The following is a 23,002-nucleotide window of genomic DNA, read 5'->3' on the forward strand; positions in this document are numbered from 1 at the left end:
TGGGCATGAGCCGGCGCACCCGAAAGGAATCTGGTCCTCCGCGGGGCGGGCCGGCCCACCCTCCACTGCCGCTCGCGGAGCCGACCCATGCTCACCACCCTCAAAACCACCTACACCGATACCCGCGCCGCCGATCTCGCCTGGTGTCTGGGAAGGGAACCCCTTCCCGCACTGGCGGTGCTCGACCTCCGGCTCGCCGGATCCGCGGTGCAACTTCGCCTGCTGGGCGCCTCCCACCAGGTCATACTCGAAGAGGAGGGCGGAGTCTGTTCGGAGACGGTCGCCTGCATACCCGGCAGCAGCACCCCGCTGCCCCTCGGCGTGGCCAAGCGCGTGGGCGCCTGGGAGTACGAGTTCGCGGCGCGCGTCGAGACCCTGTCGAGAAGCTCCTTCGCGGGCCGCGCCCAGGAGCTGCTGGCGCTGGTCGCGGAGCACCCCCAGGGCCTGGCCGGGACGTTCCCCGGTGACCCGCACGCCTTCACCGCGCTGCTCGCCCAGCGCCGCGAGGGCCAGATAAATTGGCGCACCTGGCACGCGTATCCGCAGGAAGGGCGCCTGGTCGCCACCCGGACCCGGGTGGGGGTGCGCACGGCCGCCTCCCTCTGAAGAGGCCCGGAGATGTCACCCCAACGCGTGAGTATTAAACCCGTGTGGGTGACAAGGGGTTATGGGCTCGTGACGTAGCGTTCCCGCATGGTCCACCGCCCGGTACCAGCGCGGCTGCCCGTACCGGCCGGGCTCGGCCGCCTCCTCGTCCTGATGACGGTCTTCGTCTGTGCCGCCTGCGGGCTGGTGTACGAGCTCGAACTGGTCGCCCTGGCCTCGTACTTGATCGGCGACTCCGTCACCCAGGCGTCCGTCGTGCTGTCGGTCATGGTCTTCGCCATGGGCGTCGGCTCGCTGCTCGCCAAGCGGCTGCGCGGACGCGCCGCCCTCGGCTTCGCGGCCGTCGAGGCGGTGCTGGCGGTCACCGGCGGCCTCTCGGCCATGGCGCTGTACGCCTGCTTCGCCTGGTACGGCCAGGCCCGGCTCGCCCTGGTGGGCTTCTCGCTCGTCATCGGGGTGCTCATCGGGGCCGAGGTCCCGCTGCTGATGACGCTCATCCAGCGCATCCGCCACCAGGACGCGGGCTGCGCGGTCGCCGACCTCTTCGCGGCCGACTACGTGGGCGCGCTCGTCGGCGGGCTCGCCTTCCCCTTCCTGCTGCTGCCGGTCCTGGGGCAGCTGACGGGGGCGTTGCTGACGGGGGCGGTCAACGCCGTCGCCGGCGGGGCGCTGGTGCTCTGGCTCTTCCGCGGCGACCTGTCCGCCCGGGCCCGCTGGGTGCTGCTGGCGGCCAACGGCCTGGTCCTGGTGGTGCTGGCCGTCTGCTCCGCGCTCACCGGCCCCTTCGAGCGGGCCGCCCGGCACGCCGTCTACGGGGCGGACGTGCGGGTCGCGGTGCAGACGGAGGTCCAGGAGGTGGTGCTGACCGGCGGTGGCCGGAGCGGCCGGCCGCTCTCCCTCTTCCTCGACGGCCGGCTGCGCGTCGGCGGCGACGAACTGCGCTACCACGAGGCGCTCGTCCACCCCGCCATGGCGGGGCCGCACCGCCGGGTCCTCGTCCTCGGCGGCGGGGACGGGCTGGCCGCGCGGGAGGTCCTGCGGCATGCGGACGTCGCCGCGGTGACCGTCGTCGAGCTCGACCCGGCCGTGCTGCGGCTGGCCGCGACCGACAGGGAGCTGGCCGCCCTCAACCGCCGCGCCTACCGCGACCCGCGCGTGCGGGTGGTGGCCGCCGACGCGTTCGACTGGCTGCGGGAGGCGCGCGGCGGGGCCGGCGGCCCGTACGACGTGGTGATCTCCGATCTGCCCGACCCCGGGCTCACGCCCAGCACCAAGCTGTACTCCCAGGAGTTCTACGGTCTGGTGGCCCGCGCCCTCGGCCCCGGCGGGCGCCTGGCCGTCCACGGCGGCGACCCCGACGCCCGCCCGCACACCTTCTGGACCGTCGACGCCACGATCCGCTCCGTGGGCCTGCACACCGCTCCCTACCGCGTCCCGGCGCTGCCCGCGCCGCGCAGCGAGCGCCGGGGCTGGGGCATCGTGCTCGCCTCCCGCCCGCCCGTGGGGCCGCTGCCGGCCGGGGCCGGGTCCCCGCTCCGGCCGGCGCCGGCGGAGGCCGGACTGCCGCCGTCCACGCTGATGCACCCGCGCTATGCGAGGTGATCGCGCAGGGACCTGCGGAAGGCCCCCGGGGTGATGCCGGCGCGGTGCTGGAAGAACGCGGAGAAGTTGGCGGCGTCGTCGAAGCCGAGCCGCTCGCTGATCCTCGCGGCGGGCAGGTCGCTGTGCGCGAGCAGCCGCTTCGCCTCCAGCATCACCCGCCGGTCGATGAACTCCTTGGCCCCCACCCCGGCCGCGGCCAGCGTGGCCCGGGCGAGGGTGCGCGGTGCGTAGCCGAGCTCACGGGCGTAGTCGGTGACCCGGCGCCGGGTGGTGAAACCGCACTCGACGGCCGTGCGGAAGCGGACGAACGCCTCGCCGGGCGCGGGTGCGCCGCTCGCGGCGGCACTGCCGTGGGTCAGGCGCAGCACCAGCACCGACAGCAGGTGCCGCAGGACGTCCGCGTGGATGCCGGGCGGCAGGTGGCTGCCGGTGCGGAAGTCGGTGGCCAGGTGGCGCACGGCGCAGAAGACGGCCTCCCGGTCGCCGTCGGCGGGGCGCCACAGCACGGGGCCGAAAGGATCGTCGGCCGCCTGTGAGACGGCGGTGCCGGGCGGCAGGAAACCGGGCTGGACGAGGACGACGGTGCCGTCGAGGGCGCCGGCGTCGTCGTACTGCTGGACCTGGCCGGGCCGTACCCACAGCACCGTGCCGGCGTCGAGGATGTGGGTGGCGAAGTCGACGACGTGCGGGGCGGAACCGGAGGCGACGGCGATGATCTGGTGGAAGTCCAGCCGCTGCGGCCTGGTGAGCAGTCCCTCGGGCGCGCGCTCGCGCAGCTCGGCGAGGGTGAGGACCTCCAGGCCCGCCGGGGTGCCGGGCGGGGCGTCGTAGGCGAGCTCGACGATGTCGTGGCTGCCGGGGACGCCGAGGATTCCGCAGCCCTCGCCGACCGGGTCATCATGTCGTTTTTTCACCATGGGCAGACGCGAGCCTACCTGGCCGGAGCCAGGGGCCGGATCTAGCGTGGTCGTCACGGACAACAGCCGTTCACCCGCCCACCCCCAGGAGATCCCCATGGCGAAGATCGCTCTCTTCGGCGCGACCGGCACGATCGGCAGCCGCATCCTGCGCGAGGCGCTGGACCGCGGGCACCACGTCACGGCGGCCCAGCGCGACCCCTCGAAGCTCACCGTGCAGCACCCGGAGCTGATGGTCGTCAGCGGTGACGTGCTCGACGCGGCCTCGGTCGCCGCCGTGGCCAGAGGCCACGACGTGCTGGTCAGCGCGGTCGGCGGCGGGGACGGCCCCGGCCACGTCGCGACCATCGCGCCGGCCGCGAAGTCGCTGGTCCACGGGTTGCACCGGCTCGGCGCCGACGCCCCGCGGCTGATCGCCGTCGGCGGTGCCGGCTCGCTGCGCACCCCGGACGGCAAGCAGGTCTGGGACGCGGAGGGGATCCCCGACTTCCTGCTGCAGATCATGCACGCGCACGGGGACGCCCTGGACTTCTACCGCACGGTCACCGACGTCCGCTGGACGAACATCAGCCCGGCCGGTCTCATCGAGCCCGGTGAGCGCACCGGAAGCTACCGCACCGCGCTCGACGACCTCGTCGTGGACGCGGAGGGCAAGAGCCGGATCTCCGCCGAGGACTACGCGGTGGCGGTCATCGACGAGATCGAGACGCCGAAGCACGTCGGTGAGCGGTTCACGGTCGGATACTGACCGTCTTCTGACGGAAAGTTCGATCGGATTCGACCGGGGCGGGCCTGGTGCGGGGCCCGGTGGGTAGGCTCGCTTGCTATGGAGCATGAGGTGTTCGTTCCGTTTCCCGTCGGTGCGGTGCGGCGGGTTCTCTCCGACCCGGCCCGCGTCGCACGCTGCGTCCCCGGCCTGCAGCAGGACGCTTCGTCCGGCGCGGCGCTCGCGGGGCGGCTCCGGCTGCGCATCGGCGGTTCCACGATCACCTACCGGGGCGCGCTGCGCCTGACCGAGCGGGACGGTTCGTACGAGCTGTCCGGCGAGGGCACCGAGGCGCGGGGGTCCGGCACGGTGACGCTCGCGCTGAGCGCGCTGCCCGAGGAGATGCCGGGCGGCACGCGGCTGAGCTGCCTGGGCACCGTCAGCGGCGCGGGACGGCTGGCCGAGTTCGACGCCAAGACCGCCGAGTCCGCCGCCCGGCGGCTGCTCGACCGCTTCGGCGCGGCCCTGGCGGAGGAGCTCCGTGAGGACGCCGCGGCCGTCCCCCCGGCGCCGGAGGTCCCCGTCGCCGGCGAGGGCGAGCCCCTCACGGTCTCCACGTCCCCGGACAACGAGGCCCTCGACGGCGAGGCCCTCGACGACGAGCCGCCGGCCGAGGCGGCCCACGCCCGGCGCACGATGATCGGCCGCAGTGCGGAAGAGGTCGACCACGCGCCCCCGCGCGGGCGCTACGCCCCGGTGCCGGCGCCGGAGACCACGACCGGCACGGCGGTGCTGCGCTGGGCCGCGCCCGCGGCGGCGATCGCCCTGGCGGGGGCGGTGGTGGTGACGCGCGCCCTGCGGCGCAAACGCTGAGTCGCTCCGGCCGGGTTCCGCGGGTCCGTGCCGGTCACAGGCCCTAGGGTCGTGAGGGTGAGCGACGAAGTGAGCCAGAACGTGACGCTGACCGCCGGCGGTGCCGAAGTGGTCGTGGACCCCCGCAACGGGTGCCGGATCGCCGGCCTTCGCATCGGCGGCCTGGAACTCCTCCGGCAGGGCCCCCGCTACGGGGCCTTCCCCATGGTCCCGTGGTGCGGCCGTACCGATCGCGGCCGCTTCCGCAACGGCGACGCGGTCCACCAGCTGCCCCTCAACTCCCCGCCCCACGCCATCCACGGCACCGGCCGCGACACGGCCTGGCGTACCGCGCGGACGGCGTCCGAGGACGGTGCCTCCGCCGCGTTCACCTACGACCTCGCCGACCCCTGGCCGTACAGCGGCCGGGTCACGCAGCTGGTGGAGCTGACGGGCGACTCCCTCACCCTCACCATGGGCATCGAGACCTACGGCGACTCCTTCCCGGCGCAGGCCGGCTGGCACCCCTGGTTCCTGCGCAACCTCGGCACCGGCAAGGACGTCGAGATCGACTTCCGGCCCGCCTGGCAGGAGGAGCGCGGCGAGGACCACCTCCCCACCGGCCGCCGCATCGACCCGCGCCCCGGCCCCTGGGACGACTGCTTCGGCATGCCCGACGGGGTCGACGTCACCCTCACCTGGCCCGGTGCCCTGGAGTTGAAGGTCGGCAGCCGTGCCGAGTGGGTCGTGGTCTACGACGAGCAGTCCGAGGCCGTCTGCGTCGAGCCGCAGTCGGGCCCGCCCAACGGGCTCAACAGCCACCCGCGCCTGGTCACCCCGATCGACCCCCTGGAGATCTCCACGACGTGGAGCTGGCGGTCCTTGGCCTAAGCTCATGGCCATGACGGATGCGCGTGACGCCCTGCTGCAGCAGATCAAGGACAAGGCCGTGGTGCACGGCAAGGTGACCCTCTCCTCCGGCAAGGAGGCCGACTACTACATCGACCTGCGCCGGATCACCCTCGACGCCGAGGCGGCGCCGCTGGTCGGCCAGGTGATGCTCGACGCCACGGCGGACCTCGACTTCGACGCCGTGGGCGGCCTCACGCTGGGCGCCGACCCGGTCGCCACCTCGATGCTGCACGCGGCCGCCGCGCGCGGCCGCAAGCTGGACGCCTTCGTGGTCCGCAAGGCCCAGAAGACGCACGGCATGCAGCGCCGCATCGAGGGCCCGGACATCAAGGGCCGTCGTGTCCTGGTGGTCGAGGACACCTCCACCACCGGTGGCTCCCCGCTGACCGCCGTGGAGGCGGCCCGCGAGGCGGGCGCCGAGGTCGTCGCGGTCGCCACCATCGTCGACCGCGGTGCCGAGTCGGCCATCGAGGGCGCCGGCCTGCGCTACGTGACGGGCTACTCGCTGGGCGACCTCGACCTGTCGTGACCCGGGCCGGCCGTGGATGACCCCGGCCTGACCTGGTGTTTCTTCCGATGGCGTGCCGAAGGGTGCGTGGTTTCACGTGAAACCACGCACCCTTCGCGCATCCATGAGGTGAGCGTCATGTGGAGCTCCGCAGGGAGTCTGGGAAGATGGGTCCGACGATGACCGTCGCCCCCTAGGTCAGGGCCCGTACACGCCCGTACCCGCACATCACAAGGAGCGGACAGATGCCCATCGCAACCCCCGAGGTCTACAACGAGATGCTCGACCGGGCGAAGGCAGGCAAGTTCGCCTACCCGGCCATCAATGTGACCTCGACGCAGACTCTGCACGCAGCGCTGCGCGGTTTCGCCGAGGCGGAGAGCGACGGCATCATCCAGATCTCCACCGGTGGTGCGGAGTTCCTGGGCGGCCAGTACAGCAAGGACATGGTCTCGGGCGCCGTCGCGCTCGCCGAGTTCGCGCACGTGGTCGCCAAGAAGTACCCGGTGAACATCGCGCTGCACACCGACCACTGCCCGAAGGACAAGCTGGACGGCTACGTCCGCCCGCTGCTGGCCATCTCGCAGGAGCGCGTCGCCGCCGGTCAGAACCCGCTGTTCCAGTCCCACATGTGGGACGGCTCCGCCGAGAAGCTCGACGAGAACCTTGCGATCGCGAAGGAGCTCCTCGCCGAGGCCGTGAAGGCGAAGATCATCCTTGAGGTCGAGATCACCCCGACCGGTGGCGAGGAGGACGGCGTCTCCCACGAGATCAACGACGACCTCTACACCACCGTCGCGGACGTCGAGCGGACCGCCGAGGCGCTCGGCCTGGGCGAGAAGGGCCGCTACCTGCTGGCCGCCTCCTTCGGCAACGTCCACGGCGTCTACAAGCCGGGCAACGTCGTCCTCAAGCCGGAGCTGCTGCGCCAGCTGCAGGACGGCATCGCCGCCAAGCACGGCAAGGCCGACCCGTTCGACTTCGTCTTCCACGGCGGCTCCGGCTCCACCGAGCAGGAGATCCGCACCGCGCTGGAGAACGGCGTCGTGAAGATGAACCTCGACACCGACACCCAGTACGCCTTCACCCGCCCGGTCGCGGACCACATGTTCCGCAACTACGACGGCGTCCTGAAGGTCGACGGCGAGGTCGGCGACAAGAAGACCTACGACCCGCGCAGCTGGGGCAAGCTGGCCGAGGCCGGCATGGCCGAGCGCGTCACCAAGGCGTGCGCCGACCTGCGCGCCACGGGCACCAAGCTCAAGTAGGCGCCACCACGGTCGCCAGGGGCCCGGCCTCCGCTCACCGAGCGGGCGCCGGGCCCCTTCGCGTGGCCGCCGCCCGCCGTCCGGGGGATGATCGGGCCATGAGCAGCGCCCCCGGAAGCGGCACGCCCGCGGTGCGCCTGGGCACCGCCACCGGGCGCGGGGTCCTGCTGACGGCCGTCCTCGGATCGGGCATGGCCATGCTGGACAGCACGGTCGTCACCGTCGCGCTGCCCCACATCGGCCGCGACCTCGACGCCGGCCTCGGCGCCCTCCAGTGGATCGTCAACGCCTACATGCTCACCCTCGCCGGGCTCATCCTGCTCGGCGGTGCGCTGGGCGACCGCTACGGGCGGCGGAAGGTGTTCGTCGTCGGCGTGGTGTGGTTCGCGCTGGCCTCCCTGCTGTGCGGGGTGGCGCCCGACGCCGGGACCCTGATCGCGGCCCGGGCGCTGCAGGGCGTCGGCGGGGCGCTGCTCACCCCCGGCTCGCTCGCGCTGATCCAGGCCGTCTTCCACCCCGACGACCGGGCGGGCGCGGTCGGTGCGTGGTCCGGGCTGGGCGGCGTCGCCTCGGCGGTCGGTCCGTTCGTCGGCGGCTGGCTGGTGGACGGCCCCGGCTGGCGCTGGGTGTTCCTGATCAACCTGCCGCTCGCCGCCGTCTGCGTCCTGGTCGCCCTGCGCCATGTGCCCGAGACCCGCGATCCCGCGGCGCACGGCCGCTTCGACGTCCTCGGTGCCGTGCTCGGCGCGCTCGCCCTCGCCGGGGTGACGTACGCCCTGATCGCCGCCCCGGACCGGGGAGCCTCGCCCGGGGTCGTCGTGCCCGCGGCCGCCGGCGTGCTGCTGGGCGTTGCATTCGTGTACGTCGAGCGGCGGCGGCCCGATCCGATGCTGCCGCTGGGCATCTTCGCCATCCGCCAGTTCTCGGCCGTCAACGTCGTCACCCTCTTCGTCTACGCGGCCTTCAGCGGCTTCTTCTTCCTGTCCGTGCTGCAGCTGCAGGTCGTCGCCGGGTGGTCCGCCCTCGCCGCGGGCACGGCGCTGCTGCCCACGACGGTGCTGATGCTGCTGCTCTCCGCCCGCTCGGGCCGGATGGCCCAGCGCACCGGGCCGCGCCTCCCGCTGACCGTCGGCCCCCTGCTGTGCGCGGCCGGGCTCCTGCTGATGACGCGCGTCGGCGCGGGCGCGGCGTACTGGCGGGACGTGCTGCCCGCCCTCGCCGTGCTGGGCCTGGGCATGGTCGTGCTCGTGGCCCCGCTGACCGCGACGGTGCTGGCCTCCGTCGACGTCTCCCGGGCCGGGCTGGCCAGCGGCATCAACAACGCCGCCGCCCGTGCGGCCGGGCTGATCGCGGTGGCCGCGCTGCCCCTGGCCGCCGGCATGGACCCCGACGTCTACCGCGACCCGGCCGCCTTCTCCGCCGCCTTCGACCGGGCCATGCTCCTGTGCGCGGGCGCGCTGGTGACCGGGGCGCTCCTGGCCTGGACCACCGTCCGGGCGCCCGCACCGCGCGCCGCGGCCTGCCACCCCGAGTGCACGTACCACTGCGGGGTGTCCGCGCCGCCGCTGGATCCGGGCGACGCGTAGGCCCCCGCCGGTCGCTGGGGCAGACTGGGGCGCATGTCCATTCACGAGAACCTGCTCGGGGGACCGCCCCCGACCCACCTCCCCGACGACCCCGAGCCGCGCGAGCTGCTCGCCTCCGGGGCGGCTCCCGCCGAGGTCGCGGCCAAGTACCCCTCGTCCTCGCTCGCGTGGGCACAGCTCGCCGACGAGGCGTTCGAGGGCGGCCGGGTCGTCGAGTCCTACGCCTACGCCCGCACCGGCTACCACCGCGGCCTCGACGCGCTGCGCCGCAGCGGCTGGAAGGGCCACGGCCCGGTGCCGTTCGAGCACGAGCCGAACCGCGGCTTCCTGCGCGCCCTGCACGCCCTCGCGCGGGCCGCGCAGTCGATCGGCGAGCAGGAGGAGTACGAGCGCTGCTCGGCGTTCCTGCGCGACAGCTCCCCGACGGCCGCCAACACCCTGGGCTGACGGGCGTCCCGCGCCCCCGGCGCCGTCACGGCCCTTGCCGTGGCGGCGTCCGGCACGGATGATCGCGGCGTACCCCGGCGATGCCCCGGCGATCCCGGGAGCGACGGCAGTGGAGGCGACGCGTGACTTTCGAACCACGGCTCGGCCAGACCACCACCCCCGGTCCTGTCCAGGACTTCACGGGCGCGACCCCGTACGAGGAGTACGTACGCGCCGACACTCTCTCCCACCTGCAGGAACCGCTCTCCGACGACCCCGGTGAAATGGTCTTCCTCGTCACCACCCAGGTGATGGAGCTGTGGTTCACGGTCATCGTGCACGAGTGGGAGACCGCCGCCCGTGCCCTGCGCGAGGACGACCTGCCCGTCGCGATGGCGGCGCTGGGGCGCTCCGCGTACGAGCTCGAATCGCTCAACGCCTCCTGGAAGCCGCTGGGGCACCTGACGCCGGCCCAGTTCAACGCCTTCCGCTCGGCGCTGGGCGACGCGTCGGGCTTCCAGTCGGCGACCTACCGCCGCCTGGAGTTCCTGCTCGGCGAGAAGTCCCCGGCCATGCTCGTCCCCTACCGCGGCGTGCCGCACATCCACGCGGAGCTGGAGAAGGCGCTGCACGCGCCGAGCCTGTACGACGAGGTCCTGCGCTTCCTGGCCCGGCGCGGCCACGCGATACCCGCGGCCGTGTCCGAGCGCGACGTCAGCGAGCGGTACACCGGCGACCCGGCGGTCGAGGACGTCTGGCAGCGCGTCTACGCGGGCGACCAGAGCAGCGAGGAGTGCCGGCTGGGCGAGGCGCTCACCGAGGTCGCCGAGCTGGTGTGGCGCTGGCGCAACGACCATCTGGTCGCCACGCGCAGGGCGATGGGCGCGAAGGTGGGGACGGGCGGATCGGCCGGCGTCGCCTGGCTGGAGAAGCGCGTCACCAAGCACGTCTTCCCGGAGCTGTGGACGGCCCGCAGCCGTGTCTGACGACCTCGCCGGCGAGGCGGCGGCGCTCGACGCCGCCGACGTACTGCGCGCCAAGCGCGCCGACTTCGTGCTGCAGGACGGGCAGGACAGGCAGGGCGGCCAGTACGGACACGCCGGGCCGGACGGCCGGCACGGCCAGGACGCCCGTGACGGCCGGACCGCCCGTGACGCCCCTGACGGCCACGATGCCGTGCCCGGCCGGGACGCGGCCGCCCGCGTGATCTACCTGGACGGCAACTCCCTCGGAGCGCTGCCCCGGGGCGTTCCCGGCCGGCTCGCCGACGTCGTCGACCGCGAGTGGGGGCGCCTGGGCATCCGCTCGTGGACCGAGTCCGGCTGGTGGACGGCGCCCGAGCGGGTCGGCGACCGCATCGGCCGGCTCGTCGGAGCGGCGCCCGGGCAGGTCGTGGCCGGGGACTCGACAAGCGTCAACGTCTTCAAGGCGGTTGTCGCGGGCGTGCGCCTGGCCGGCGCGGCGAGCGGCCGCGACGAGATCCTCGTCGACGCGCAGACCTTCCCGACCGACGGCTACATCGCCGAGTCCGCGGCCCGGATGACGGGCTGCCGGATCCGCCCCGTCGAGGCCGGCGCCATGGCCGGTGCCGCCGGGCCCCGCACGGCCGTCGTCCTCGTCAACCACGTCGACTACCGCACGGGGCGGCTGCACGACCTGCCCGGCATCACCGCCGCCGTGCACGCCGCAGGGGCCCATGTCGTGTGGGACCTGTGCCACAGCGCGGGCGCGCTGCCCGTCGCGCTCGACGCGCACGGCGTGGACCTCGCGGTCGGCTGCACGTACAAGTACCTCAACGGCGGCCCCGGTTCACCCGCCTACCTCTACGTCCGCCGCGACCTGCAGCCGCGCTTCGACTCCCCGCTGCCCGGCTGGAACTCCCACGCCGACCCGTTCGCCCTGGCGCCCGCCTACGCGCCCGCCGACGGCGCGCTCCGCGGCCGGGTCGGCACGCCCGACATCCTCTCCCTCCTCGCCCTCGACGCCGCCCTGGACGTGTGGGAGGGCGTCGGCATCGACGCCGTGCGGGCCAAGAGCCTCGCCCTGACGGACTTCTTCCTGCGTTGTGTCGAGGCGTACGCACCGAGGGGGCGGCTGCGGTCCCTCACGCCGGCCGCGCACGACGAGCGGGGCAGCCAGGTGTCGCTGCGGTGCGCCGCCGGCGGGCAGGAGGTCATGGCGGAGCTCGTCCGCCGGGGCGTCGTCGGCGACTTCCGCCGCCCGGACGTCCTGCGCTTCGGCTTCACGCCGCTGTACACGGGCTTCGCGGAGACGGAAACGGCGGCGAGGGTGCTGGGGGAGGTGCTGGCGTGAGGGTCGCCTACGGCCCCCACCCCAGCCAGGTCGTGGACGTCCACCCACCCGCGCCGGGCACGGCCCGGGGCATCCGGGTGACCCTGCTGCACGGCGGCTTCTGGCGCGAGGCGTACGACCGCCACCACCTCGCACCGCTGGCGGCGGCGCTGGCCGGGCAGGGCGTGGAGGTCGCCCTGGCGGAGTACCGCCGGGTGGGCGGGGGCGGCGGCTGGCCGGAGACCTTCGACGACGTCGGCCGGGCGATCGGGACGGTCCGCCGCAGCGCCGTCGCCCCCGCCCGCCACGTGGTGGTGGGGCACTCGGCGGGCGGGCACCTGGCGCTGTGGGCCGCGTCCGCGGCCGCCACGGGCATCGACCGCGTCATCGCCCTCGCCCCGGTGGCCGACCTGGCCCGCGCCCGGACGCTCGGACTGAGCGGGGACGCGGTGGCCGGGCTCGTCGCCCCGGAACAGGAGCACCTGGCCGACCCCATGCGGCTGCCGCCGCCGCGGGTACCGGTCGGGATCCTCCACGGCACGGACGACGAGGACGTGCCCGTGGCCCTGTCGCGGGCCTACGCGGCCGCGGGCCGCGCCGCGGGGGCGGCGGTGGACCTCACCGTCCTCGCGGGAGCGGGACACTACGAGCTGATCACACCCGGCACGCCGGAGTGCGCCCGGTGGGCCCTGCCCCTCACCCGCGGGCCGGACCCCGCCCCCGCGTAGTCCTTAAGACGGACCCCGACAATCCCCACCCGCGCGGACGCCACGGGCACCGCACCGTGCCTACCGTTGTGGGCGTGACCAAGACGCATGACACGAACGGCCTGCGCAGCGAGATGCGCATCCTGGAGAGCGCCACCGAGGGGGTACGCAAGGACCTGTTCACCGACGCCTTCGCCTTCCGCCCGCTGCCGCCGCTCGGCGACGGTCACGTGCTGGTGCGCAGGGCCCCCGGGGCCACCGGCCGGTACACGCGCTGGCTGCCGCACGCGGCCGTCGCCGGCCTCACCGTGATGATCATGCTGGCCGCCCTGTCCGAACGGCCGGAGGCCGGCGGCGTGCTGCTGGCGGCCTTCGCGGGCATACCGCTGATCACCACGCTGCTGCGGCCCGTCGGCGCCTGGTGGCTGTCGATCGGCGCCGCCTTCCTCTCCAGCCTGGTCATCGGCATCACGCCCTGGACGGCGAGCGGGTTCGTCTCCCACCTCGCCGTCATGACGATCGTCACGCTGCGCACCCGGCCCCGCCTGGCCGCCGAGATGTGGCTGATCACCGCGGCCTTCGGGGCCTTCGTGACCCTGGTGCGCGGCTACGGCTACGACGACGGCACCTTCGAGATGTCCGTCCTCTCCGGCGTCCTGCTCCTGTCCGTCGCCGCCGTCCGCGGCATGCGCGAGTCCCAGCAGCAGGTCGCCGCCCAGGTCGCAGTCACCGAGGTCGAGCGGTCCCGCCGCACCGTCCTGGAAGAGCGCACCACCATCGCCCGCGAACTGCACGACGTGGTCGCCCACCACATGTCCGTGGTGGCCATCCAGGCCGAGGCCGCGCCCTACCGCGTCGCGGACACCCCGCCCGAGCTGGCCGCCGCCTTCGTCACCATCCGGGAGAACGCCGTGGCGGCCCTCACCGAGCTGCGCCGCGTGCTCGGCGTCGTCCGGTCGGAGGACCCGGACGCCTTCGCCGCGCCCGAGGCCCCCCAGCCCACCCTGGCCGACCTCGGCGGCCTGCTCGCCAACGTCCGCGCCGCCGGGCTGACCGTCGAGCACGTGACGACGGGTTCGGTGCGCCCGCTGCCGCAGGGCGTGGAACTGTCCGCGTACCGCATCGTCCAGGAGGCGCTCAGCAACGTCCTGCGCCACGCCCCCGGTGCCACGGCCCGGGTGGAGGTCAGCCACGTGCTGGGCGGGCTCGGCCTGCGCGTCGTCAACGGCCGCCCCGACCGCCTGGCCAAGCCCTCCCCGGGCGCCGGCCACGGCGTGCTCGGCATGCAGGAGCGGGTCGCGATGCTCGGCGGCGAGATGACCGCACAGGCCACCGCGGAGGGCGGCTACGAGGTCGCCGCGTTCCTCCCGGTCGCGGCGGGCGAGGCCGCGGCATGAGCATCCGCGTGATGATCGTGGACGATCAGATGATGGTCCGTGAGGGCTTCTCCGTGCTGCTGGGCGCCCAGCCCGACATCGAGGTCGTCGGCGAGGCCGTGGACGGCCGCCAGGCCGTCGAGAAGGCCGCGGCGCTGCGCCCGGACGTGATCCTCATGGACATCCGCATGCCCGGGCTGAACGGCCTGGAGGCGACCCGCGAGATCGTGGCCGCCGACGCGGACGCCAAGGTGCTGGTGCTGACCACGTTCGACCTGGACGAGTACGTCTACCAGGCGCTGCGGGCCGGGGCGAGCGGCTTCCTGCTCAAGGACGCCTCCGCCCGCCAGCTCGCGGACGGCGTGCGCGTGGTGGCCGCGGGGGAGGCGCTGCTCGCGCCGACGGTCACCAAGCGGCTCATCCAGGAGTTCTCGCGCCTGGGCTCGCCGAGGGTGCCCACACTGGAGCGGGTGGCCGACCTGACGGAGCGGGAGACGGAGGTGCTGGTGCTGGTCGCCCAGGGCCGGTCGAACTCCGAGATCGCGGCCCATCTGGTCGTCGCCGAATCGACCGTGAAGACGCACGTCAGCCGCATCCTGGTGAAGCTGGGCCTGCGCGACCGCACGCAGGCGGCGGTCTTCGCCTACGAAGCGGGTCTGGTCACCCCGGGCGGCTGAGGCCCCCCGGAGCCCCCGGGAGCCCGTCAGGCCCGCGGCAGCGTCAGCCGCCACGCGTCCGCCACCGCCGTCCACGTGCGCGTGCGGACGGGGCCCCGGACGCGGTTGTCGGCGCGGTAGCGGAAGTCCGGGCCGGAGACGGTGACCGTACGGGCCCGGGTGCGCACCGGCTCGGGCGCCGCGTGCTCGTGGACCACGACCTCCGCCGCGCCGTCCACGGCCGCCACCGCGACGCGCCCGACCGGCCGGTCCAGATCCGCCAGCAGCACCCCGTCCGCCTCCACCCGCAGCCGGGTGCACGCCGGGACCGGATGCCGGGCCGAGGGCCCGGACAGCAGTGTCAGGGCCGTGCGCGCCGTGCGCGCGGCCGGCGACCACCACCAGCCGTGGGCCCCGGACGGCACGTCCGCCCCCTCCCGGGCGCGCGGCGGCAGCGGCGCCATCGCCGGCGGCCGGCCCCGGCCGCCCCCCGCGGGCACCCACAGGCCGCCCAGGACGACGCCGTCGCCGTCGTCGGCCAGCAGCCCCAGCCGGCGCTCCGCGCCCTCCAGAACGGCCCGTGCGGCCGCCACGGCCCCCAGCGGGACGCCGAGCACCCGGGCCACCGACACCGCCGGCAGCGCGCCCACCGGCACCCACGCCAGCGGTGCGTCCGCCAGCTCGCGGCGGCGGTGCAGCAGGCCGACGACGCGCAACAGGGCGCGGTCGTCACCGATGACGACGGTCCGGCGCCGGCCCCGCCGGGCGAGCGCCCGCGCCACCTCCTCCGGCCCGTTCGGGAGGCAGATTTTCGCCACCGCTCCGGCGCACAACACGTCCCTCGCGATCCGTGTGGACTCGCCGTCCACACGGCGTGCGACCGGGTCGATGACGACGAGCAGCTGCGCTCCGCTCGGGTCTGCAGCCGACACCTTCGTCCTTCCTCAGGTAATCTCTCGGTGCAAGAGCCCCTGTCGCTGTTGCGCCAGGGGCTTCGTCTATCCGGGGCACCGGTTCGACGGCTCTAGCGGTGGTGAACGCCCGTATCAAGCGGGCGGGAGGCCACCTGTGCACGTTGGACATGCCCCGCCCGGAAGGGGTGTACGCCTGTGCCCGCACTTGTGCTGCTCGGTGCTCAGTGGGGTGACGAGGGCAAGGGAAAGGCCACCGACCTGCTCGGTGGCTCCGTGGACTACGTGGTGCGCTACCAAGGTGGCAACAACGCCGGCCACACGGTCGTCGTCGGTGACCAGAAATACGCGCTGCACCTCCTCCCTTCCGGGATCCTGTCGCCGGAGTGCACTCCGGTCATCGGCAACGGTGTGGTCGTCGACCCGGCGGTCCTGCTCTCCGAGCTGAGCGGACTCAACGAGCGCGGCGTCGACACGTCCAAGCTGCTGCTCAGCGGTAACGCGCACCTGATCACGCCGTACAACGTCACCCTCGACAAGGTCGGCGAGCGCTTCCTCGGCAAGCGGAAGATCGGCACCACCGGCCGCGGCATCGGCCCGACCTACGCGGACAAGATCAACCGCGTCGGCATCCGGGTCCAGGACCTGTACGACGAGTCGATCCTGACCCAGAAGGTCGAGGCGGCCCTGGAGCTCAAGAACCAGCTCCTGGCGAAGCTCTACAACCGCCGCGCCATCGACCCGGCGAAGATCGTCGACGAGCTGCTGGCCTACGCCGAGCAGATCAAGCCCTTCGTCGCCGACACCACGCTGATCCTGAACAACGCCATCGACGAGGGCAAGGTCGTCCTCTTCGAGGGCGGCCAGGGCACCCTGCTGGACGTCGACCACGGCACGTACCCCTTCGTCACCTCCTCGAACCCGACCGCGGGCGGCGCCTGCACGGGCGCGGGCGTGGGCCCGACGAAGATCAACCGCGTGATCGGCATCCTCAAGGCGTACACCACGCGCGTCGGCGCCGGCCCGTTCCCGACGGAGCTCTTCGACGAGGACGGCGAGAAGCTGCGCACCATCGGCCACGAGCGCGGTGTCACCACCGGCCGTGACCGTCGCTGCGGCTGGTTCGACGCGGTCATCGCCCGCTACGCGACCCGCGTGAACGGCCTGACGGACTTCTTCCTCACCAAGCTCGACGTCCTCACCGGCTGGGAGCAGATCCCGGTCTGCGTCGCGTACGAGATCGACGGCAAGCGCGTCGAGGAGCTGCCCTACAGCCAGAGCGACTTCCACCACGCGAAGCCGATCTACGAGATGCTGCCGGGCTGGACCGAGGACATCTCCAAGGCCAAGACCTTCTCCGACCTGCCGAAGAACGCGCAGGCGTACGTGAAGGCCCTGGAGGAGATGTCGGGCGCCCCGATCTCCGCCATCGGCGTCGGCCCGGGCCGCACCGAGACGATCGAGATCAACTCGTTCCTGTCGTAACCGGTTCGCCGGTGGTTCCGTAGCCGTGGGCGGCAGGCTCCAGAGCCTGCCGCCCACGGCTACGCTGTGCGCCGTGAAGGAGACGGGATGCTGCTGAGATTCCGGGTGGCCAACGTACGGTCCCTGCGCGATGAGCAGGAGCTCTCGTTCGTCGTACCCGAGGGCGAGGAGGGGCGCGGCGCCCGTCGGCTGCGGCTTTCGGACGGCAAGGAGCTCCCGCTCTACCCGGTGCTGGGGATCTTCGGCGCCAACGCGTCGGGCAAGTCGAACGTCATCAGTGCGTTGAAGAAGATGCGCGAGGCGGTTCTGAGCTCGTACACGAAATGGACCTCGTACGAGGGGATTCCGCGCGACGCGTTCGCACTCGATCCCGGAGCGTCGACCGAAGGCTCGTTCTATGAAGTGGATTTCGCCCTGGAGGACGGGGTCCGCTGGACGTACGGTTTCGAGCTGAGCTCCGAGCGGGTCGAGGCCGAATGGCTGTTCTCCTATCCCAAGGGGCGGCGTCAGGTCTGGTTCGAGCGGGACGCCTCGCGCGAGAAGGCGTACGAGTTCCCGGGCGAGCGGCTCAAGGACCGGGCCCTGCTCGCGCGCATCACACGCCACAACTCCCTGCTGCTGACCCGCGCCGCCGACGACGGTCACCCTCAGCTGACTCCTATTTACGAATGGTTCACGCGCAACCTCTGGGACATCAGTCCGGAGGTCGAACGCCCGCAGCGGGAGGCCTATACAGCGCGGCTCCTGCTGAAGAGCGAGACGATGCGCCGTCGGATCGAGGAACTGCTGCGCGTCGCCGACCTGGGGATCGCGGGTGCCGAGGTGGAGGATGAGCCGGGCAAGCGGCCCGTGATCCAGCTGTGGCACTCCGGCGGTGGCACGGAGGCTGTGCCGCTGGACTGGGAGGCGGAGTCCTGGGGCACCCGCTCGTGGTTCGCCCTCATCGGACCGCTACTGGTGGCCCTCGACACGGGTGCGATGCTTCTCGTCGACGAGCTGGACGCCAGCCTCCACTCGCGCTTCGCCGCCGAGGTGGTCCGGCTCTTCCAGACGCCGTGGGTGAACCCCAAGGGAGCACAGCTCGTGTTCACGGCGCATGACCCGTCATTGCTGCGGGGGCCGGGTGGCGAGAGGTTTCTGGAGCCGGGGCAGATCTGGCTGACCGAGAAGGACGAGCGGGGCGCGACAGAGCTGTTTCCCGTCTCGGACCTGGAGCCGGGGCAGGAACAGGACCTGATGACGTCCTACCTGGAAGGTGCCTTCGGCGGTGTGCCCCGGCTCAGCGAGGGCAAGGTGGCGCGGACACTGCTGCGGACCGTCGACGCTCTGGAGATGGGGGCGGAACAGCACTGATGGGCAAGGTCAAGGGGAAGGACAATCTTGTCCGTCAGGGGGCCAGGCGCAGCCAGAAGCGCATGGTCTATGTATACGCCGAGGGCGAGGTCACCGAGCGCGAGTACATCGACATCGTGCGTGATCATGGCGTCCCGCTTGTTCCCGGCCAGAAGGTCGACGTCCGCTATATGAACCTGAAGGCGGACGGCGATGATCGAAAGCCCCTGCCCATGGTCGAAATGGCCATAAAGAAGCTGCGGGAGGCCGAGCGGGAGGCCGAGCGGAGCGGGCTCGACAAGAACGACAAGCGGAACGGCTGGCGCTGGCCGCAGGTCTGGGTCTTCTTCGACCGTGACGATCATCCCGGCATCATCCGGGCCAGGAAGTTGGCCGCGGAAGCCGGCGTGTACATCGCCTACTCCTACCCGTGCTTCGAGCTGTGGCGCCTCCTCCACTACCAGAACTACACCAGCACTTTCGGCCGCGCGTGCCACAGAGCCAACGAGCTCCTGCGTGGCCAGCCCGGTTTCGCCCAGACGTACGGCAGGAACCTGCGGACGGTCTCCGAGGAGCGGTCGAAGCATGTGCATGCAGACCAGATCCTCAGCAAGGACAGTGGCGGACGCAGCCGGTACCTCACCGCCAAGGGTTACGCGAAGAAGATCAACGAGGGCCACGGGATCGACCCGAACACGTGGGACCCCTACACCGATGTCTTCGAATTCGTGGAAAAGGGTCTCTTGGTGAAGGACTACTAAGCTGCCCGGGTGCGCCGCCGGCAGCGTACCCACCCCCCGCACCCCGCCTCCGGGCACCAAGGAACTCAAGGAATCAAGGAGCCGTACGTGGCCAAGCTCACGCTCGCCCAGTTGGAGCGCCACCTCTTCGCGGCCGCCGACATTCTGCGCGGCACCATGGACGCCGCCGAATACCGCGACTTTCTCCTCGTCCTGCTCTTCCTCAAGCGGGTCAACGATGAATTCGACGCCGCACGGGACGAGATCGTCAGGGAAGCACTCGCGGGCGGGCTCTCCCAGGAGGAAGCCGAGGAGGAAGCCGAGACTCCGCAGAACTACATGATCCGCAAGGTCATGTACGTCCCGGAGGAGGCCCGCTGGGCAGGCCTGGCCGGCGCGGTCGACGACGTCGCCACCCGGCATCTGCAGCCGGCGCTCGACCGGCTCGAAGGGCAGCAGGGCAACGAACGACTCCGTGGCCTCTTCAACCACGTCAACTTCAACCGCATCGGCGGGGGCGGCGGCAGCGGCGCGGCCGCCGGCAAGCTCGCGGACAAGCGACTGTCCGCGTTGATCGAGCACTTCGGCAGCCTGCGGCTGCGCGGTGAGGACTTCGAATTTCCGGACGTCATCGGCGCCGCCTACGAGTACCTGCTCAAGGACTTCGCCGACTCGGCGGGCGCCAAGGGCGGCGAGTTCTATACGCCGCGTGCGGTGGTGCGGATGATGGTGGAACTGGCACGGCCACAGGCCGGGCAGCACATCTACGACCCGTGCGTCGGTTCGGGCGGCATGCTCATCCACGCCAAGGAGTACATCGAAGAACACGGCGGCGACTCCGACGACCTGAACCTCGCCGGTCAGGACGCCAACAGCGGCTCGTGGGTCATGGCCACCATGAACATGCTCTTCCACGGGGCCCGCTACTTCAGCCTGAAGACCGGCGACACGCTCAGCAATCCACAGCACCTGGAAAAGTCGTTCGACATCGTGCTGAGCAATCCGCCGTTCTCGATGGACTACAAGATCTCCGAGGTGAACGGGCTGACGGAGCGCATGCCGTATGGCGTGACCTCCGAGCGCGGCAAGGCCGACCTGATGTTCCTGCAGCACATGCTGCACATGGTGCAGGGGCGTGGTGGCTCCGTCTTCACCGTCATGCCGCATGGTGTGCTCTTCCGGGGCGGTGCGGAACAGGAGATCCGGCAGAGACTCATCGAGGCCGACCTGCTGGAAGCGGTCATCGGCCTGGCCCCGAACCTGTTCTACGGGACGGGCATCCCGGCGTCCGTGCTGGTGCTCCGGGCACCGGGGCGGAAGGCACCGGAGCGGCGCGGCAAGATCCTCTTCATCAACGCGGACCGGGAGTTCCACGCGGAGCGGGCACAGAACGTGCTCCTTGCCGAGCACGTGGAGAAGGTCGTCTCCACGTTCCACGCCTTCGCCGAGGTCGACCGCTTCTCGCGTGTGGTGAGCCAGGAGGAACTGAAGGGCAACGACTACAACCTCAACATCCGCCGTTACGTCGACAACACCCCGCCGCCGGAGCCGCAGGATGTGCGGGCCCATCTGGTGGGCGGTGTGCCACTCGCCGAGATCGAGGCGAAGAAGCCGCTGCTGGACGCGTACGGGATTGGAGTTCGTGGTCTGTTCGCGGTGCGGGACGGTGCCGACGTCGCCGACCCGGCGTACGTCGACTTCCTGCCGGAGGGAAAGCGTCCGGACGCCGAGCGGCTGACGCGACTGGCCGCGGGCCGGGAGCAGGTGCTCCGGAAGGCGTTCGAGGACTGGTGGGCCTCCGAAACGGAGCAGATCGCCAATCTCGCCCCGTACGAGGGCGACGACCGCACGGAATTCGAGAAGCGTGCCCAGCTGGCGAGGCTGCGGGCCGACCTGATCGACTCCTTCCGTGAGCGGCTGCTCGGCGTCGGCCTCCTCGACGAGCACGCCTTGGCGGGCGCGGTCGCCGGCTGGTGGCAGGACGCGCGCAACGACTTCAAGGCGCTGCTGGCCAACGGCTTCGAAGGTGTTGTGGAGGGCTGGGTCGAGACGGTCGAGACCATGCTGGCGCCGGAGCGTGACCCCCGCACGGGTGGTGCGCGCAAACGGTCGGGCGCGGAGCGGCGGCAGGCGTACGACCACAAGGTGGTCGCCAAGATCGCGCCCCGCTTCCTGAGCGCGCTGGCGGAAGCCGACCGCCGCAAGGCGGATCTGGACGCCAAGGTGAAGGCGGCGGAGGAGGCCGAGGCCGCGAGGGCGGAGGCGGAGGCCGGAGTGGCGGATGGTTCCGAGGAGGAGGACGCTTCGGGTGCGCTTGATCCGGCGGTGGCGGAGGCGCTCCTCAGCGAGGAGGAGCTGAAGAAGCTCAAGCGGGAGCGGACGGCGGCGGGCAAGCTCGTGAAGCAGCTGGAGGACGAGTTCTGGCCGCTGGAGAGCGCGCGGCGCGGTGGCGCTGGTGCCGGGAAGGCGAAGAAGCCGAAGGCTGTGGCGGCCGAGGTGTCGGAGCCGGGTCAGACGGCGCTGGACCTCACCGTGGGCGGTGAGCCGGCCGTGGGTGAGACCGGGGCAGGGGGCGACGGGGAGAAGGCCCCTGAGTCTGGCCTGCACAAGGCTTTCCGCCTGCTGAAGGAGACGCCGGAGGGGCCGCGCGATGTGGTGCTGGGCATCCTCCACGACGACCTCGCCGGGAAGCTGGAGGGGCATGTGGTGCGGCGGCGCCGTGAGTTGATCGAGGCGTACCGCCTCTGGGAGGACAAGTACGCGGTGTCGTTGCGCGACATCGAGGCGCGGCGGATGGATGCGGGGCAGCGGCTGAACGGGTTCCTGGAGGAGCTGGGTTATGTGGGGTGAAACTGACGACATGCGATGGGTTCCCGTCGGCGAGGTCGGCGAGGTCCGCATGGGGAAGCAGTTGTCTCCGAACAGCCGCTCTGCCGGTGAGCAGTACCCGTACCTTCGTGTAGCGAACGTGCTGGACGGTCACATTGACTACTCAGATGTGAAGACCATGGGTTTCAGCTCCGCTGAACGTAAAACCTATGGGCTGGTACCCGGTGATGTTCTTCTGAACGAGGGGCAGAGCCTGGAACTCGTCGGACGAAGTGCGATCTACGATGGAGGGAGCGGGGAATATTGCTTTCAGAACACTCTTGTACGGTTCCGCCCCGGCCCCATGGTGCTGCCGAAATACGCACAGGCGGTATTCAAGCGGTGGCTGGCTACAGGCGTATTTGCCGGGATCGCTAAGAAAACCACGAGCATCGCCCACCTAGGTGGGGACAGGTTTGCGCAGTTGCTATTCCCGCTGATCTCGTTGGAGCGGCAGCGGCGCATCGTTGAGGTGCTGGACGCTGTCACCGAGTCGGAGCGTGCGGTTGGGGCGGCGATCGCCAAACTTGGTCCTTTGCGGGGTGCATTTCTCGCGGATCTAGCGGGGCATGAGAGAACTCAGCTATCTGCCGTCATTGTGTGGGGCCCTCAGAATGGGTTGTACAAGTCGGCAGAGTCGTATGGGGAGACCGGATTGCCGATCGTTCGCATCAGTAGTTTTGCTGGCGGCCCGTCGGATTTGACGCGTGGACTTCTTAGGGTGACAGCTTCGGCAGCAGAAGTGAGACGCTATGGCGTTGCCGCTGGCGACTTGCTCATCAACCGAGTCAACACGCCTGCACTTGTGGGAAAGTCGACGGTGGTGTCTCGCTTGCAGGAGCCGACACTGTTCGAGTCTAATATCATGCGCTGCAGCCTTGACAGGGAGAAGGTCGACCCCCGTTTCGTGGAAGCGTGGATGTCTACTTCGGTTGTCAAGGAGTACTTTGCGAGCCGGACGAAGCCAGCAGTTTCTCAGGCGAGCATCAATAGCACGGACGTTCTGGCTTGCCCGTTCCCCAGCGTAGGAATCCCAGAGCAGCGGAAGTTTCTCTCTCAGCTCGATGCGATCGACGTTCGGGTTGCGTACGAGACGGCGGAGCTCACCAAGTTGCGGGTTCTTAAGCAAGGCCTGACAGGCGACCTGCTCAGCGGCAAGGTGCGGGTCGACACGAGCGCGTAGCCAGGGCGGTCCAATCGCGACGGCTGGCGCGGCCTCGTGTCAGGCCATGGTCCACACTGTGCTCCAAGG

21 protein-coding genes are annotated in these 23,002 nt (G+C 71.7%); 19 read left to right on the forward strand and 2 right to left on the reverse strand.

Features of this window, described 5'->3' with window-relative positions:
- The first annotated feature begins 87 nt into the window (after positions 1–87).
- Together LE181_RS19205 and LE181_RS19210 are read left to right on the forward strand one after the other, a co-directional pair.
- Positions 88–606: a DUF2617 family protein gene (locus LE181_RS19205; RefSeq protein WP_225662538.1), complete on the forward strand. Its 519-nt coding sequence runs from the start codon at positions 88–90 to the stop codon at positions 604–606.
- An 87-nt stretch (positions 607–693) separates the two neighbouring features.
- On the forward strand, positions 694–2,208 hold the full coding sequence (locus tag LE181_RS19210; protein WP_225662539.1) for a polyamine aminopropyltransferase: 1,515 nt from the start codon (positions 694–696) through the stop codon (positions 2,206–2,208).
- On the opposite strand, the gene LE181_RS19215 is transcribed toward LE181_RS19210, so the two are convergent.
- Entirely contained in the window at positions 2,196–3,125 is a 930-nt protein-coding gene (locus tag LE181_RS19215) for a helix-turn-helix domain-containing protein (protein WP_225662540.1), read from the reverse strand. The two genes, LE181_RS19210 and LE181_RS19215, sit on opposite strands and share 13 nt — an antisense overlap.
- A 97-nt stretch (positions 3,126–3,222) precedes the next feature.
- Between LE181_RS19215 and LE181_RS19220 the strand changes: the two genes are divergently transcribed.
- The 12 genes from LE181_RS19220 (at position 3,223) to LE181_RS19275 (ending at position 14,435) form a co-directional block, all read left to right on the forward strand.
- Positions 3,223–3,873 carry an NAD(P)-dependent oxidoreductase gene (locus LE181_RS19220; protein ID WP_225662541.1) on the forward strand — a complete coding sequence of 217 codons (651 nt, stop codon included), beginning with the start codon at positions 3,223–3,225 and terminating at the stop codon, positions 3,871–3,873.
- A gap of 78 nt (positions 3,874–3,951) precedes the next feature.
- Positions 3,952–4,704, forward strand: coding sequence for an SRPBCC domain-containing protein (locus LE181_RS19225; protein WP_225662542.1), 753 nt, complete (start codon positions 3,952–3,954; stop codon positions 4,702–4,704).
- Between the two features lie 57 nt (positions 4,705–4,761).
- The gene (locus LE181_RS19230; protein WP_225662543.1) at positions 4,762–5,574 is read left to right on the forward strand and encodes an aldose epimerase family protein; all 813 of its coding nucleotides are present in this window, start codon (positions 4,762–4,764) and stop codon (positions 5,572–5,574) included.
- A 4-nt stretch (positions 5,575–5,578) separates the two neighbouring features.
- Positions 5,579–6,124, forward strand: coding sequence for an orotate phosphoribosyltransferase (pyrE, locus tag LE181_RS19235; RefSeq protein WP_190108283.1), 546 nt, complete (start codon positions 5,579–5,581; stop codon positions 6,122–6,124).
- A gap of 224 nt (positions 6,125–6,348) precedes the next feature.
- The gene (gene fbaA / locus LE181_RS19240; RefSeq protein ID WP_225662544.1) at positions 6,349–7,371 is read left to right on the forward strand and encodes a class II fructose-bisphosphate aldolase; all 1,023 of its coding nucleotides are present in this window, start codon (positions 6,349–6,351) and stop codon (positions 7,369–7,371) included.
- Positions 7,372–7,469: 98 nt separating this feature from the next.
- The gene (locus LE181_RS19245; protein ID WP_225662545.1) at positions 7,470–8,957 is read left to right on the forward strand and encodes a DHA2 family efflux MFS transporter permease subunit; all 1,488 of its coding nucleotides are present in this window, start codon (positions 7,470–7,472) and stop codon (positions 8,955–8,957) included.
- A 33-nt stretch (positions 8,958–8,990) separates the two neighbouring features.
- Positions 8,991–9,404, forward strand: coding sequence for a DUF3151 domain-containing protein (locus LE181_RS19250; protein WP_225662546.1), 414 nt, complete (start codon positions 8,991–8,993; stop codon positions 9,402–9,404).
- A gap of 122 nt (positions 9,405–9,526) precedes the next feature.
- Complete coding sequence (locus LE181_RS19255) at positions 9,527–10,369, forward strand: tryptophan 2,3-dioxygenase family protein (protein WP_225662547.1); 843 nt, start codon at positions 9,527–9,529, stop codon at positions 10,367–10,369.
- Positions 10,362–11,696: a kynureninase gene (kynU, locus tag LE181_RS19260; RefSeq protein ID WP_225662548.1), complete on the forward strand. Its 1,335-nt coding sequence runs from the start codon at positions 10,362–10,364 to the stop codon at positions 11,694–11,696. Before LE181_RS19255 ends, kynU begins: the two co-directional genes overlap by 8 nt.
- Positions 11,693–12,403, forward strand: a complete 711-nt coding sequence (locus LE181_RS19265) for an alpha/beta hydrolase (protein WP_225662549.1) — start codon at positions 11,693–11,695, stop codon at positions 12,401–12,403. The genes kynU and LE181_RS19265 overlap by 4 nt, the downstream gene beginning before the upstream one ends.
- 113 nt (positions 12,404–12,516) lie before the next feature.
- Complete coding sequence (locus LE181_RS19270; RefSeq protein WP_225662576.1) at positions 12,517–13,779, forward strand: sensor histidine kinase; 1,263 nt, start codon at positions 12,517–12,519, stop codon at positions 13,777–13,779.
- Positions 13,776–14,435, forward strand: coding sequence for a response regulator (locus LE181_RS19275; protein WP_225662550.1), 660 nt, complete (start codon positions 13,776–13,778; stop codon positions 14,433–14,435). Before LE181_RS19270 ends, LE181_RS19275 begins: the two co-directional genes overlap by 4 nt.
- A 26-nt stretch (positions 14,436–14,461) precedes the next feature.
- Here LE181_RS19275 and LE181_RS19280 read toward each other — a convergent pair whose 3' ends face one another.
- Positions 14,462–15,346, reverse strand: coding sequence for a diacylglycerol kinase (locus tag LE181_RS19280; RefSeq protein ID WP_225662551.1), 885 nt, complete (start codon positions 15,344–15,346; stop codon positions 14,462–14,464).
- A 177-nt stretch (positions 15,347–15,523) separates the two neighbouring features.
- On the opposite strand from LE181_RS19280, the gene LE181_RS19285 reads away from it, so the two are divergent.
- The 5 genes from LE181_RS19285 to LE181_RS19305 all read left to right on the forward strand — a co-directional run bounded on the left by LE181_RS19285 (position 15,524) and on the right by LE181_RS19305 (position 22,933).
- On the forward strand, positions 15,524–16,810 hold the full coding sequence (locus LE181_RS19285; RefSeq protein WP_225662552.1) for an adenylosuccinate synthase: 1,287 nt from the start codon (positions 15,524–15,526) through the stop codon (positions 16,808–16,810).
- Positions 16,811–16,897: 87 nt separating this feature from the next.
- Complete coding sequence (locus LE181_RS19290; protein ID WP_225662553.1) at positions 16,898–18,163, forward strand: AAA family ATPase; 1,266 nt, start codon at positions 16,898–16,900, stop codon at positions 18,161–18,163.
- A gap of 62 nt (positions 18,164–18,225) precedes the next feature.
- Positions 18,226–18,903 (forward strand): RloB family protein, encoded by a 678-nt coding sequence (locus LE181_RS19295; RefSeq protein ID WP_225662554.1) that lies wholly within the window; start codon positions 18,226–18,228, stop codon positions 18,901–18,903.
- An 87-nt stretch (positions 18,904–18,990) separates the two neighbouring features.
- Complete coding sequence (locus LE181_RS19300; RefSeq protein WP_225662555.1) at positions 18,991–21,732, forward strand: type I restriction-modification system subunit M; 2,742 nt, start codon at positions 18,991–18,993, stop codon at positions 21,730–21,732.
- A gap of 10 nt (positions 21,733–21,742) precedes the next feature.
- The gene (locus tag LE181_RS19305) at positions 21,743–22,933 is read left to right on the forward strand and encodes a restriction endonuclease subunit S (protein WP_225662556.1); all 1,191 of its coding nucleotides are present in this window, start codon (positions 21,743–21,745) and stop codon (positions 22,931–22,933) included.
- Positions 22,934–23,002: the final 69 nt, after the last annotated feature.

This window comes from Streptomyces sichuanensis (genome assembly GCF_020328095.1).
GTDB lineage: Bacteria > Actinomycetota > Actinomycetes > Streptomycetales > Streptomycetaceae > Streptomyces > Streptomyces cinnamoneus.